General features: G+C 63.9%; 9 protein-coding genes. 2 read left to right on the top strand and 7 right to left on the bottom strand.

All coding sequences use genetic code 11. The features are described from left to right. Positions 1-141: 141 nt before the first annotated feature. A complete protein-coding gene (gene sfnG / locus CWE01_RS28640) occupies positions 142-1,242 on the bottom strand; it encodes a dimethylsulfone monooxygenase SfnG (RefSeq protein WP_100943934.1) in 1,101 nt (366 codons plus the stop codon). A gap of 374 nt (positions 1,243-1,616) precedes the next feature. Between sfnG and CWE01_RS28635 the strand changes: the two genes are divergently transcribed. Together CWE01_RS28635 and CWE01_RS28630 are read left to right on the top strand one after the other, a co-directional pair. Continuing rightward, a complete protein-coding gene (locus tag CWE01_RS28635) occupies positions 1,617-2,855 on the top strand; it encodes an acyl-CoA dehydrogenase family protein (protein WP_100943933.1) in 1,239 nt (412 codons plus the stop codon). Positions 2,856-2,940: 85 nt separating this feature from the next. Beyond that, positions 2,941-3,720: a TSUP family transporter gene (locus CWE01_RS28630; protein WP_100943932.1), complete on the top strand. Its 780-nt coding sequence runs from the start codon at positions 2,941-2,943 to the stop codon at positions 3,718-3,720. Here CWE01_RS28630 and nudC read toward each other — a convergent pair. The 6 genes from nudC to CWE01_RS28600 all read right to left on the bottom strand — a co-directional run bounded on the left by nudC (position 3,717) and on the right by CWE01_RS28600 (position 13,850). After that, positions 3,717-4,547 carry an NAD(+) diphosphatase gene (gene nudC / locus CWE01_RS28625; RefSeq protein WP_100943931.1) on the bottom strand — a complete coding sequence of 277 codons (831 nt, stop codon included), beginning with the start codon at positions 4,545-4,547 and terminating at the stop codon, positions 3,717-3,719. The two genes, CWE01_RS28630 and nudC, sit on opposite strands and share 4 nt — an antisense overlap. A gap of 16 nt (positions 4,548-4,563) precedes the next feature. Then, positions 4,564-5,376, bottom strand: a complete 813-nt coding sequence (locus CWE01_RS28620; RefSeq protein ID WP_100943930.1) for a crotonase/enoyl-CoA hydratase family protein — start codon at positions 5,374-5,376, stop codon at positions 4,564-4,566. A gap of 252 nt (positions 5,377-5,628) precedes the next feature. Further along, on the bottom strand, positions 5,629-6,453 hold the full coding sequence (locus CWE01_RS28615) for an HAD family hydrolase (RefSeq protein ID WP_100943929.1): 825 nt from the start codon (positions 6,451-6,453) through the stop codon (positions 5,629-5,631). Next, positions 6,450-7,973 (bottom strand): glucose-6-phosphate dehydrogenase, encoded by a 1,524-nt coding sequence (gene zwf, locus CWE01_RS28610; protein ID WP_100943928.1) that lies wholly within the window; start codon positions 7,971-7,973, stop codon positions 6,450-6,452. Before zwf ends, CWE01_RS28615 begins: the two co-directional genes overlap by 4 nt. Continuing rightward, positions 7,970-8,950, bottom strand: a complete 981-nt coding sequence (gene gnd / locus CWE01_RS28605) for a phosphogluconate dehydrogenase (NAD(+)-dependent, decarboxylating) (RefSeq protein WP_100943927.1) — start codon at positions 8,948-8,950, stop codon at positions 7,970-7,972. The genes zwf and gnd overlap by 4 nt, the downstream gene beginning before the upstream one ends. A gap of 115 nt (positions 8,951-9,065) precedes the next feature. After that, positions 9,066-13,850, bottom strand: coding sequence for a hypothetical protein (locus CWE01_RS28600; RefSeq protein ID WP_100943926.1), 4,785 nt, complete (start codon positions 13,848-13,850; stop codon positions 9,066-9,068). Positions 13,851-13,947: the final 97 nt, after the last annotated feature.

Genomic DNA, 13,947 nt, shown 5'->3' with positions numbered 1-13,947 from the left:
CCTGAGTCATTGCAGCTTCTGTGCCTGAATTATTATTTGTTTATTTTCATTGGGTTATGGAGTTTCCCAAGCAACAGCGAGCGCACGCTGACGAGCACAATGCGGCTTCACTGTTGCTGGGTGAACACCTGGATCGAGACCTCAGGCCAGTGCCTCTTCCGTCCGCCCGACCTTCTTCGCTTCCAGCTCGCGCACCAGCGGCAACACCCGTTTGCCGAAGTACTCCACCTCTTCCTGGAAGTGCAGGAACCCCGCCAGCACCAGGTCCACGCCCACGGCTTTCAAGGCGACGATCCGCTCGGCGATCTGCTGCGGCGTACCGATCAGGTTGGTCTTGAAGCCGTCGTTGTACTGCACCAGGTCCTCGAAGCTGGACTTGGCCCAGTTGCCCTCGCCTTCCGGCGACGACTTGCCCGCCTGTTTCGCCGCATCGCCAAACGCGCCGACGGCCTCGGGATCGGCCTTGTCGATGATTTCCGCCAGCACCGAACGGGCCTCTTCCTCGGTGTCGCGGGCGATGACAAAGGCGTTCACCCCGACTTTCACCGAGTGGCCGTTGGCGGCCGCCTTGGCGCGGATATCATCGACCTGGGCCTTGATCCCTTCGGGCGTGTTGCCGTTGGTGAAATACCAATCCGAGACCCGCGCGGCCATATCCCGCGCCGCCCGGGAGCTGCCGCCCTGGAAGATCTCCGGGTGTGGTTGGCTGAGGGGCTTGGGTTTGAGGCTGTAGTCATTGAAGCGGTAGAAATCGCCCTTGAAGGTGAACTGCTCCTCGGTCCAGATGCCTTTCAGCGCACGGATGAACTCTTCGGAACGGCGATAACGTTCGTCATGCTCCAGCCAGTGTTCACCGATGGCGTGGAACTCGCCGCGGAACCAGCCGCTGACGATATTGACGGCGATCCGGCCTCCGGTGAGCTGATCGATGGTTGCCAGTTGCTTGGCCGCCAACGCCGGCTGCCAGGGGCCGGGCAGGATCGCGGCGATCACTTTCAGTTTGCTGGTGGCGGCCAGCAGGGCATGGCTGAAGGCAACCGACTCATGCTGGTACTCGGCCCCGTAGCCGGCGGTGAAACGGATCTGGGTCAGGCCGTACTCGAACCCCGCCGCCTCCGCCAATTGCGCCAGCTTGCGGTTGTAGTCGATGTCCCAGCTGGTGCGCTGTTCGATCTTGCTGACCACCAGGCCGCCACTGACATTGGGCACCCAGTAGGCGAATTTTACGGCTTGCTGACTCATGGCGTTGAACCTCGGACCAGGGAATGTCAGAGGGTCAGAGCAGCAAGCGTGCCAGTGACCGGGAACCTTCCTCGCGGCGCTGATAGCAGGCTTGCCGCAATCCCCTGTAGGAGCCGGCTTGCTGGCGATGACGGCCGATCAGACGATGCAAGGCTCACGGGCCCCATCGCCAGCAAGCCGGCTCCTGCAAGGGACGGTGCAGACCGCAGATTTGTGGCGTGGCGGGACGATTTGCTGATGCACTGTTCGCCAGGCAACAGTTGTCCCCAGCCGGCCCCGACAAACACCCGCCCCGCCGGGCTCCTCGCCCTCGGCATGGACCGTGCAACCGCCCCTGGCAAGTCCCTCTTTCTCTGCCCTCAAGGAGCTGTCCCATGACCGAACACCAGGTGATCAACCCGCTGTCCCTTGGCGTCGACTACGAATCCCTGGCCGAACGCTTTCGGCCGATCTTCGCCCGCATCGCCGCCGGAGCGCTGGAACGGGAACAATCGCGCAACCTGCCCCACGAGCCGATCCAGTGGCTCAAGCAGGCCGGCTTCGGCGCCGTGCGGGTACCGCTGGAATATGGTGGCGGCGGCGCTTCCCTGCCCCAGCTGTTCCAACTGCTGATCGAACTGGCCGAGGCCGACTCCAATGTGCCCCAGGCCCTGCGCGGGCATTTCGCCTTTGCCGAGGACCGCTTGAATGCCGCGCCCGGGCCGAATCGCGACCTGTGGTTCAAGCGCTTCGTCGACGGCGATATCGTCGGCTGCGCCTGGACCGAAATCGGCAACGTGGTGATTGGCGATGTCGGCACCAAAGTCACCCCGGATGGCGAACACTGGCGCCTCAATGGCGAGAAGTTCTACAGCACCGGGAGCATTTTTGCCGACTGGATCGACGTCTACGCCCGCCGCAGCGACACCGGCGGCAATGTGATCGCCGCCGTGCGCGCACGCCAACCGGGGGTCGAACACAGCGACGACTGGGATGGTTTCGGCCAACGCACCACCGGCAGCGGGACCTCGCGGTTTATCGATGCCCCGGTGGAAGCCGGGCATGTGATCGACTTCGCCACACGGTTCAAATACCAGACCGCGTTCTATCAGTTGGTGTTGCTGGCGACCCTGGCAGGAATCGGCCGGGCGGCGTTGAAGGATGTGGAACATCAGGTACGCGCGCGCAAGCGGATCTACAGCCACGGCAATGCCCCCCATGTCAGTGGGGATGCCCAGGTGCAACAGGTGGTGGGCGAAGTCGCGGCCCTGGTCTATGCCGCCGAAGCCAGTGCGGTGCGGGCCGCACAGCCGGCGCAACGGGCCTATATTGCCCGCTTTGGCGCTGACGCCGAGGTTGAACGGCAAGCCAATGTGGACGCGGAAATCGAATCGGCCACGGCCCAGGTGGTGGTGTCCGAGTTGATCCAGCGGGCCACCAGCGAATTGTTCAATGCCCTGGGGGCCTCGGATGTCCGCCAGGGCAAAGCGCTGGATCGACACTGGCGTAACGCACGCACGGTGTCGTCGCACAACCCGGTGATCTACAAGGCAAGGATTGTCGGGGACTGGGTGATCAACGGGACTGAGCCGCCCTATGATTGGCAGATCGGTAACGGCCCGCAGGCCAAGTAAGGTCGCAGCAACATTCGGTAATAGGTAAGATGGCGGCCTTTCAGCGCGGCCCTGCCGCGCCACTTGCCGACAGTAAGCCGACCCCATGCCCTTCGATCTCAGCGTAGACCTGACCACCCTCGCCATTCTCACCGTTGTTGCCTTTATCGCCGGATTCATCGACGCCATTGCCGGCGGCGGCGGCCTGCTGACCACCCCGGCCCTGCTCACCGCGGGGCTACCGCCGCACCTGGTGCTGGGTACCAACAAGCTCAGTTCGACCTTCGGCTCGGCCACCGCCGGTTTCACCTTCTATCGGCGCAAGCTGTTTCAGCCGGGGCAATGGAAACTGGCGATCCTCGGCACCTTCATCGGCGCGCTGATCGGCGCCGTGACCGCGCACTTCATGCCGGCCGAATGGCTGAACAAGATGCTCCCGGTGATCGTCTTCGCCTGTGGCCTGTACCTGTTGTTCGGCGGCACGCCCAAGGCGCCATTGGACAGCAACGCGCCGATCAGGAAGAAATGGCAATTGCCCCAGGGCCTCGGCCTGGGTTTCTACGACGGCGTGGCCGGCCCCGGTACCGGCGCCTTCTGGACCGTCAGCAGCCTGCTGCTCTACCCCATCGACCTGGTCAAGGCCAGCGGCGTGGCGCGCAGCCTGAACTTCGTCAGCAATGCCGCCGCGTTGTCGGTGTTCGTGTTTTCCGGCCAGGTGGACTGGGTGATCGGCCTGTGCATGGGCGTGTCGGTGATGGTCGGCGCCTTCTTCGGCGCGCGCACCGCCATCAGTGGCGGCGCGAAATTTATCCGCCCGGTGTTTATCACCGTGGTCCTCGGCCTGACCGTGCGCCTGGCCTGGCAACACTGGTTCAGCGTAGCCTAGACCGGCAGCACCGGTTCCGCATACCCCAGGCGCTTGGCCAGGTACAGGTCGATCAGGTAGCGGGCAATCGAGCGCGAAGCCGGCAACGGCGGCATATTGTGGATGCTGAACCATTGCGCATCCTCGATTTCATCCGCCTGCGGGACGATATCGCCACCGGCATACTCGGCGTGAAAACCCAGCATCATCGAGTGCGGGAACGGCCAGCACTGGCTGCCCATGTACTCGATGTTCTTCACCTCGACCTGCACTTCCTCGCGCACTTCGCGAATCAGGCATTCTTCCGCCGACTCACCGGGCTCGGCGAAACCGGCCAGGGTGCTGTAGACCCCGGGGACAAAACGCGGCGAACGGGCCAGCAGCACTTCGTCACCGCGGGTCACCAGCACGATCATGCTCGGCGAGATCCGCGGGTAGCTGCGCAGGTCGCAGGACTGGCAGAACATCGCCCGCTCCAGATGCACCTGGGTCATGGCCTGGCCGCAGCTGCCGCAGAAACGGTGTTCGCGCGCCCAGGTGCCGATCTGCGCGGCATAACCGAGCATGCGGTAGATCGTGTGATCGCCCTCGAGCATGAATGCCCGCAGGCCCTGCCAACGACCGCCCGGCAGTTCGAAGCCGGACTTCAGCTCCAGCAGGTAGACCGGCTCGCCGTCCAGATGCCCGATGCCGTGCTCGGCCAACAGCGACAGGTCCTGGCGCTTGAGCCACTCACGGGGAAACAGCACCCCGTTGTCGTCCAGCAGAAAACCGGCGGGGCTGTGCACCACGGCCCAGCCACCGGCCTGCTCGATATCCAGTACAGCGGTTGTCCAGCGTTGAGTCATCGGGGAGTCCTAGGCGTCAATCAGGGAATTCGGCTTTCTGCTTGCTCATGTGCGCGGCGATGGCGACGCGCAAGTCAGTGGATTGCAACATGGCGGCGTTCCAGGTGGCAACGTATTCCAGCCCGTCATCGATCCGATGATCGCGCATGTAGCTGATCATCGCCTTGGTCCCGGTGACGGCAATCGGTGACTTGCCGGCAATTTCCCGGGCGATCGCCATCACGCCGTCGAGCAACCCGGCATGATCGGGGTAGACGCGATTGACCAGGCCGATGCGGATCGCTTCGTCGGCCCCGAACTGACGACCGGTGTAAGCCAGCTCACGCAGCATGCCGTCGCCGATGATACGCGGCAAACGTTGCAGAGTGCCGACATCGGCGGCCATGCCGATATCCACTTCCTTGATGGAGAACTGCACGTCCTCGGCGCAGTAGCGCATGTCGCAGGCGGCGATCAGGTCGACGGCACCGCCCAGGCAATAACCCTGGATCGCCGCCAGGACCGGCTTGCGGCAGTTGTCGACGGCGTTGAAGGAAGCTTGCAGCTCCTGGATCTTGCGCCGCAGCAGGCGGGCGTTGCGGCCGACATCCTTGCCCAGTTCGTTGGCCACCGAGGCCAGCATCATCAGGTCGATCCCGGAGGAGAAGTGTTTGCCGTTGCCGCTGATGACCACCACGCGCACGGCGTCGGTGTCCTCGATCCATTGGAAGATCTCGATGATTTCGCTCCAGAAGGCGGCGTTCATCGAGTTGATCTTTTCCGGGCGATTGATCCGCACATGGGCGATGTTGTCTACCAGTTCGACTTGGAAGGCTTGGTATTCGGACATGAAGGGCATCCTTGGCAGGGCACTGGAAAGGTTGGAACTATAGCAAGCAGGCAGGCGTGGCTGGAGGAAGCGGATGTGCCAAAAGCAGGACCGGGCAGTTCTTCGGTTCAGAGGGGAATGGCCGCCTGCGGCGGTTCGCGGGCAAGCACCGCTCCCACTGGTTTTTCGTCGTACGCAAAACCGGGAGCGGCTCGGACATTGTGGGAGCGGTGCTTGCCCGCGAACCGCCAGAGGCGGCCATCCACAGCTGATCTATCGCCTGGCCAGAATAAATTGCTCGATGGCCTGCGCCGCGCCATCCTCGTCGTTGCTACCGGTCACCACATCGGCCTGGCGCTTGACCACCTCCTCCGCCTGCCCCATGGCAATCGCCAACCCCGCCCGGTGGAACATCGCCGGGTCGTTGCCGCCATCGCCGATGGCCGCCGTCTGCGCCAAGGGCACGCCGAGGTATTTCGCCAACGTCAGCAACGCCTCGCCCTTGTTCGCCTGCATCGCCGTGATATCCAGGTAGGAACGTTGCGAACGACTGGCCAGCGCCTGGTCCGCCACCAGCGGTTGCAACACCGCTTCCAGATCGATCAGCAGTTGCCCGTTGCCACTGGCACCGACGATCTTGTCGATACGGTCCAGGTACGCGGTGAAATCCTCCACCACCGTCGGCGCATAACCCAGGGCATGCTGTTCCCGCGGGACCATGCTGCCGTGGGGATTACGCAGCAGCCAATGGTTGTCGGCAAACACCCAGACCTCGACCTCCTCATGCCGCGACAACAACTCCAGGGTGGTCACCGCCGCCTCACGGGGGATGTAATGCGTCACCAGATAACTGCCGTCGGGATTGACCAGCGTGCCGCCATTGAACGCGGCGGTGGGAATATCCACCCCCAGCGCCTCGATCTGCTCGCGCATGGCTCGCGGCGGGCGCCCGGTGGCGAGGCTGAAAAACACCCCCGCCGCGCGCAACGCCCGCACGGCCTCGACCGTGCGCGGGCTGAGGCTGTGATCAGACCCCAACAAGGTGCCGTCCATATCGCTGAGCAACAAACGAATCGGGTACTGCACCACAGCCTTCATTCGAGGCTGTGCCAGACACGGCCATCACGACCCAGCAGTTCGTCAGCCGCTTGCGGGCCGTTTTCCCCGGCCTTGTAGCCCTGCACCTGATTGTCCTCCTGCCAGGCATCGAGGAACGGCTGCACTGCCCGCCAGCCGTTCTCGATATTGTCGGCGCGCTGGAACAGCGTCTGGTCACCGGTCAGGCAATCGTAGATCAGGGTTTCATAGCCGGTGGACGGCTGCATCTCGAAGAAATCCTTGTAGGCAAAACCCAGCTCGACATTGGTCATCGCCAACGCCGGCCCCGGACGCTTGGCCAGCAGGTCGAACCACATGCCTTCGTTGGGCTGGATCTGGATCTTCAGGTAGGTCGGCTGCAGACGCTCGACGTCGGTGTCACGGAACTGCGCATACGGCGCCGGCTTGAAGCAGATGGCGATTTCCGTATTGCGCACTTTCATGCGCTTGCCGGTGCGCAGATAGAACGGCACGCCGACCCAGCGCCAGTTGTCGATCATCACCTTGAGCGCGACATAGGTCTCGGTGTTGCTGTCCGGCGCCACGTTGCTTTCTTCACGGTAACCGGGCAAGGCCTTGCCGCCCGACTCACCGGCCCGGTACTGGCCACGGACCGAGTTGGCCCGGGCCTCCTCGACCGTCCAGGGACGGATCGCGCCGACCACCTTGGCCTTTTCACCGCGCACCGCGTCTGCGCCGAACGCCGCCGGCGGTTCCATCGCAACCATCGCCAGCAACTGGAACAGGTGATTGGGTACCATGTCCCGCAGGGCGCCGGTGTGTTCGTAGAAACTGCCACGGGTTTCGACGCCGACGGTTTCCGCGGCGGTGATCTGCACGTGGTCGATGTAATGGTTGTTCCAGAACGCTTCGAACAGGCCGTTGGAGAAGCGGCTGACCAGGATGTTCTGGACCGTTTCCTTGCCCAGGTAATGGTCGATGCGATAGATCTGCTTCTCGCTCATCACCTTGAGCAGGCAGACGTTCAAGGCTTCGGCGGTGGCGAGATCGGAACCGAAGGGCTTCTCGATCACCACCCGGCGAAACGCCTCGGGGGTTTCCTCAAGCAGCTTCGACGAACCCAGCCGCCGCGCCACTTCGCTGAAGAAACGTGGCGCGGTCGCCAGGTAGAACACCGCGTTGCCGGTGCCGCTGGCGGCGATCTTCTCGGCCAGGGCGGCGTAAGTCGAGTCGTCGAGAAAGTCGCCCTGGACGTAGCTGATGTTCTTCGCCAGCTTGCTCCAGAGCCCGGCGTCCAGCGCTGTCTCCGCGCCTTCCCCGGTTTTCGCGGCGACTTCGGCGCGACTGAAGTCCTCGAGTTTCTTGGCGAAATCGGCGTCGCTGATGGCGTTGTGATCGACCCCGACGATATGCAGGTTGTCGCCCACCAGACCATCGCGCGTCAGGTTGTAGAGCGCCGGCATCAACAGGCGCTTGACCAGGTCACCGTGGGCGCCAAAGAGAAACAGGGTGGTCGGCGGTGCCGGCTCAACCTTGCGTTTTGTCCGGGTGGCATTCATTTTTTCGGTGTCTCCACGTGGCCGCCGAAGCCGAAACGCATCGCCGACAGCAGTTTGTCACCATAGGTGCTTTGCTGGCGGGAACGGAAGCGGGCAAACAGCGAGTTGGACAGCACCGGTACCGGCACCGCTTGTTCCATGGCCGCCTCGATGGTCCAGCGCCCTTCGCCGCTGTCGGCCACCGCGCCGCTGTAACCGTCGAGTTTCGGATCAGTGGCCAGGGCGTCGGCGGTCAGGTCCAGCAGCCAGGACGAAACCACGCTGCCGCGCCGCCAGACTTCGGCGATATCCCCCAGGTTCAGGTCGAAACGCTGGTCCTCGGGCAGGCTCGGCGAGTTCTTGGTCTTGAGGATATCGAAGCCCTCGGCGAAGGCCTGCATCATGCCGTACTCGATACCGTTGTGGATCATCTTGACGAAGTGCCCGGAGCCCGGTGGGCCGGCATGGATATAACCACGCTCGGCGCGGTCGTCGGTGCTGACCCGGTCGCGGGTGCGGGGAATGCTGCCGAGCCCGGGAGCCAGGCTGGCGAACAGCGGATCGAGGCGTTCGACGACCTTGGCGTCACCGCCGATCATCATGCAGTAACCGCGTTCCAGGCCCCAGACCCCGCCGGAAGTGCCGACGTCGATATAGTCGATGCCCTTTTGCGCCAGCTCCTGGCCGCGACGGATATCGTCCTTGTAGAAGGTGTTGCCGCCGTCGATGATCACATCACCGGCTTCCAGCAATTTGCTCAACTCGGTGATGGTGTCCTCGGTCGGCGCACCGGCCGGCAGCATCACCCAGACCGCACGCGGCTTGTCCAGGCCGGCTACCAGTGCCGACAGGTCGGCGACGCCATTGGCGCCCTCCTTGCCCAGGGCCGCGACAAAGTCGCTATTGCGGTCATACACCACTGTCTGATGGCCATCAAGCATCAGGCGCCGCGCGATATTGCCGCCCATGCGGCCCAGTCCGATGATTCCCAGTTGCATGCAGGGTACTCCCGATATCGATGAAAAAGCTCTGACACACCTTAGCCCAGCGGCAGACGGATGTCTGTCTGGATATCGGCCGAGACGCTCATTGCAGACGCCAAGCGATCTGTTTTCAAGCGGCCGTATCCACTTCGCCAGTATTGAAAAACAGCGCCTGGGCCACGCTCCGGTCGAGAATCCGGCCCCGGTGGATATCCAGTGTCAACTGCGCCCGGCCACCCTGCCCGGCTTCGATCCGCGCCGCCGCGCGCTGCCGGGCCGTGGCCTGGGCCTTGCTGCCCAGGCGCCGTTGCGCGAGGGTCTTCAAGTGCGCGCTGACAAACCCGGGATCCGCCGTGGTGGCCGCCGGGTAGTGGAAATGCGCGTACCACAGGGGGCGGCCATCCTTGTGGCTGATCACATACTCTTGCAGGAAATCGCCCTGTTCTTGCGCCTGTCGTTCGCCGGCGCGGTGAATATCCACCTGGTCCTGTTCTTTCAGGTACTGCAGACGCGCCAACTGCGGCGCATTGCGCTTGATCGCGGCGATACGCGCCTGACGCCCTTCGCCGATCAGCCGGGCAGCTTCCTGGCGCAGGCTGTCCTTGAGCGCCTGAGCGGTTTTAGCATGCGCCGATGTGCCGCTACCCTCACTGAGGGCCTGTTGGATGTCGTCGGCCAGGGTGTTCAGTTTCTGCGCCTTCAACTCCAGGATACCTTGTAGATCGCGCGGGTCCTTGGAGGTTCCGGTCAATGCCATGACTTGTCGAATCAACGCTTCGACGCCACCAAGCCCGGCCTGTCCCTGGGTCACCAGCCTGGACAGGCCGACCTTGCGCGGGCTTGGTTGTGCCGGCGCCGGCTCGGCCTTCACTTCCTCCCAGAACCTGTCCTGGGCATCTTCCTTGTTCTCCTTGAAGGCCGACACCAGTTCGCCGTTGGGATCGGTGATTTCGACGATTTCATCCTCCTGCTCGGGCGTGCGCTCGCGGACCCGGCCGACAAACACCTCGCGGTTGCGGGTCCGGATAAACTTCTTCCGCGTACCGCCAGCCACCGGGACCGGGCCAGGCTTGGGCACCGGTTCGGGTTCAGCCGGCGCACTGTCCTCCCACAAGTCGAACAGTCGGCTCAGCGCCCCTTCACGCAACTGCGCCAGCAGCCCCGACAGGCGCGTGGCGTATTCGAGCAGACGCTGTTGCGGCATCAGGCCCCGCAAGTAATTCAGCAGGTCGTGGGTCTCGTCGTAACGATTGACCGCCGTCAGCAAGGCATCGATGCGGTCCTGGCGCGGATCTTCGGCACTCAGGCGATTGATCGTGTTGGTCACGTACCGGGTCTGCTCGGCACTCTGCTTGATCGCCGAGAAGATCTGATCTTCCAGCTGCAATGTGATCTGCAAGGGCAGTTCGTCCAGGGTCAAGGCCAGCAGGGTCGGCAGTTGCACCGCCTGCCAGTCCAACGGCGTGAACGGTTGCGGCACGGCCTGCTCCAGTGCAGCGGCTTGCGCCGGCCCCGGCTCGGGAAGCGTGCGCAACTCATCGAGCGCGGCATATTCCCGGGTGCTCCAGAGGATCTGCTTGTCAGTGATATCGACATTGTTCTTCAGGTTGGCGACGACCTGGGCATATCGGGCATCCGAGTCAGCGGCGATCAGCTCGTTGATCTCCCGAGCACTCAGGCTGCCTTCGCGTCCCACCGCCAGGGACACGGTCAACAACGTCCGGCAATTGCGCACGCTGTCGGCCAGGGCAGTGACCAGCATTCGCGGCTGCGGTACCACCTGGCGATTGTCATTGTATTCCTTGATAAGGCGAATCTTGTCTTCGAGGGCAAGCTGCAAGCCCTCCAGCTTGCCCAGGTATTCACGGCGCTTGTCGCTGCGTTGCCGGGCGCTGAAGTTCTTCGCGGTCTTGCCCTCGCTCATGGTCTCAAGTCGCCTGCAGAGTATTTCGGCCTCGTTGAGCAGGACGCCGATCCGCGCCGAGGCCTGCGTCATCTGCCCGTGCAGCGCGCTGGCCCGGTCGCGCAGCTTGCGCTGCAGGCGCGCCTGCACGGTTTCACGGCCGCTGCCACCGCGCAGGCGCAGGCGCAGATCGAAGCGCCAGCGACCTTGCTCATCGCGGTCCAGAAACGGCCCCGGGGCTCCCGAACCATCGACCACACGAGGACCGTCATCGCTCCACGCAACCCGATACAGGGCCTTCTCGATCAGCACGTGCCAGTCTCTGTCCCCGGGGCCGCCGAGATGCACCAGTCCCTTGTTCGGACCGCTTGCCGAGACCGAACCGAGGCTATCGAGTCGCGGTGGCGTGTCGAAGACCCTGACGCTGAATTTCTCCAGGGCTTTGCGCGAGGCCGCCGACAGGGCCCGGCGCGGATTCGACCAGGACAAGTCGAAAGGCAGTGGCGGTGAATCATCGGCCGCCAGAGGCGCTGTCATCCGCTCAAGCGACACCTCCCCCTCGCTCGCCAGGGGCTCGCGCTGATCCGCCGACTCCGGCAACGGTTCGCGTTCGCCCGCTGTCACCTCATGCAAGAGCACCGCCGCCAGGTTGCTCAGCATATCGGCCCAGGCCTGGGCCCGGGCCTCCTCGTCGTCACCCAGCAACCCCGGCAGATCCTGGCGAACACCCCGGTAGAGCAGGATCAGCCAACTGGCCTGGGTCAACGGGCCGCTGGCAAACATCAGCAGTGAACTGAACAGTTGCCAGCCGCTGTCCTTCAAACGCGCCCAGCGTTTTTCCGCGTTCGACAACAACTGCATGTCGGCCTGGCGGATCACCGCATTGATGCAGGCATGAAACAGATGGTGGACATAGTCCTCGCTGACCTCCTCGCTGCCCAGGGTTGCCGGTGCCGGTGGTGCCGACAACGGCGCGGCTTCATCACCCGGCAGGACCGAGGCGAGATGGGGCTGACGGAATCCGCCGTTGGCATACACCGCGCGTCGATTGGCGGCGAGCCAGGCCAGCACACTGTCCTGCAATGCCCCCGATTGCCCGATCGCCTCCAGCAGCGCCGGCCGGCTGACATGTTCGCTCAGGGGCGGGTCGAACAGCGGCCGGTAAAGCAGATGCGGCCCACGGCTGGTGTCCCGGGGCTCGATAAGAAACATGCCCGCCGCCTTGTCCGGGCTCGCGTCGGGACTGGCCTGAAAGGCCAGCGGCCGGAGCACGATCGGCAGACCATCGACCTGGCGCTCACGGGCGTCAACGGCCAACACCGCCCGGACCAACCGATAACCCCTCTCGGTCATCCCCTGCTCGCCACGGAGCTTGAGTTCCAGTGCCGCGAGGGGCAGTTGGGCCTGGATCTGGTGGAAAAAACGTTGCTGGCGGAACACCGCATAACGCGTATCGTCCAACAGCCGCTGCCGCAAGTAGGCCGGGTAGCCGGCACCGATATCCACCTCGCTGATCAGTTCCAGCAGGTAGCCGGCCGTCATCCAATCCGGTAGCGGGACATCAGTGGCGAGCCGGACACGCATCCGCGTCGCGCCGAAACGAAAGTCATCGAGGTTTTCCAGCGCCAGTTCGGGCAGCGTCAGCCGGACCTCCTCGAACTCACCCAGCACGTCCGGCAACAGTGGCTTGCGCCGGTACTTCTCAAGCGTCAGCAGGATGTCCTGCATGCGGATCGCCGGCATCTGCGGATGCCGCCGCGCCATGGCCTCCCTCAGCGCCTGCCGGCTATAGCGCGACAGCGAAGCCACCTCGTCGAAAATACTGTGGGACGATGACTTGCCCAGCGCCGTAACCAGGCTCGATAACAGCCCGGCATAACCGCGCCGGTCCGCGTCCGCGGCGTTCAGCAGCCACAGCGGCGCCGTCTCGCGCACCCGCCGTTGCAGAGGGGTGAGCGGCGCGGGTGCGGGCGCAGCGAACCAACCTCCCGGATCGGTGATCCGCTCGACTCGCGCCGACCAGGATTCGCCAGTTCCCTGCGTAACGCCGCGCGGCAAACGCTCCAGCGCGCGCAACTGGTTTTCCAGCAAGGCCCCGGCCAGGTTGTCGAAGACATTCAGTTGCGAGGGGATCAGTTCGACCTTCCCCGGATCCGGCAGTTGCCCACGCAACAGCGTCCAGAGTTCATCGACAGGCTGCAAGCGCTGCACGTCATGGCCTGGACGGAGCAGGAAATAGGCAAAGTCCGACGCTGATAACTGGCGGGCGAAGACCACTGCGACGGGCATGACCGCAAACCGTTCCCGACGGCCCTTGGCATATAACAGATAAGTCGCCAGGACATTCTTGCCCAGCAGGCTGTCACGTATCGACTGGTCTTCGCTGACCAGCGCCTTGGGCAGCAACTGGTTGGCCTGGAGCGCCAGGCTATTGGGCAGGTTTCCTGCACCGTACATCGAAACGAACAGCAGGTTCGAGAGCGCCGCGCAACGGCTGGGAATCTCCGGCATGTGCCGATCCCAGCCAGGCACCCAGGCGTCCGATCCCGGCACCTTGCCCGCCCAGTCGGGCACCGGTTCATTCCAGAACGCGACCAGTTGCGCCTTGAACACTTCGAGCAGGGCATCGCCCCACTGATCGAGCGTCGCGCCCAGCCGTTTCAGATCCACCGTCGAGACGGGCACATCGACCCGCGAGCCGGGCCCCCGGCTCACCAGTCTCGAATCGGGAGCGTCATAACGCGGACTCCGGCCCTCGCTGAAACGGCGCCACAAGACTTCGGACAAGCCGCTGTATCGATAGCCGGAGGCCGGCTCCCGCTCTCCCAGCCAAAGGCTTTCAGCCTTGATCGGTTGTCCCTGGACCCTGAGGTCGGGAGCGTGCTGGTCCAGCGCCGCCTGCACCAGCGAGCGCAGCACCGACGACAGGGTCGGTCGAGCGGCGAAGAGCCCGCGGGCAGTGTTTCGATAGTGTTGAAGTGAAGTCTCCAGCGAGGTCGGCGGGGAGGTCATGAGGTCGCAATCCTTGATGTGGGAAAGCGACCAGCTAACAAGAACCCCGAAACCCTCAAGCGGTAGCCGGGTATACCGCATCACCCGGCTCGATCAC

Origin of the sequence: Pseudomonas sp. QS1027 (assembly GCF_002814235.1) — a bacterium.
Classification (GTDB): Bacteria; Pseudomonadota; Gammaproteobacteria; order Pseudomonadales; family Pseudomonadaceae; genus Aquipseudomonas.
The sequence above is the reverse complement of the archived record's forward strand: the minus strand, read 5'-3'. Positions and strand labels throughout refer to the sequence as shown.

Bases quoted from the DNA above. Each gene is read 5' to 3' on its own strand.
- sfnG (WP_100943934.1), bottom strand. From the start codon at position 1,242: ATGAGTCAGCAAGCCGTAAAATTCGCCTACTGGGTGCCCAATGTCAGT.
- zwf (WP_100943928.1), bottom strand. From the start codon at position 7,973: ATGAATGCCACCCGGACAAAACGCAAGGTTGAGCCGGCACCGCCGACC.
- CWE01_RS28630 (WP_100943932.1), top strand. From the start codon at position 2,941: ATGCCCTTCGATCTCAGCGTAGACCTGACCACCCTCGCCATTCTCACC.
- CWE01_RS28635 (WP_100943933.1), top strand. From the start codon at position 1,617: ATGACCGAACACCAGGTGATCAACCCGCTGTCCCTTGGCGTCGACTAC.
- gnd (WP_100943927.1), bottom strand. From the start codon at position 8,950: ATGCAACTGGGAATCATCGGACTGGGCCGCATGGGCGGCAATATCGCG.
- CWE01_RS28620 (WP_100943930.1), bottom strand. From the start codon at position 5,376: ATGTCCGAATACCAAGCCTTCCAAGTCGAACTGGTAGACAACATCGCC.
- CWE01_RS28600 (WP_100943926.1), bottom strand. From the start codon at position 13,850: ATGACCTCCCCGCCGACCTCGCTGGAGACTTCACTTCAACACTATCGA.
- CWE01_RS28615 (WP_100943929.1), bottom strand. From the start codon at position 6,453: ATGAAGGCTGTGGTGCAGTACCCGATTCGTTTGTTGCTCAGCGATATG.
- nudC (WP_100943931.1), bottom strand. From the start codon at position 4,547: ATGACTCAACGCTGGACAACCGCTGTACTGGATATCGAGCAGGCCGGT.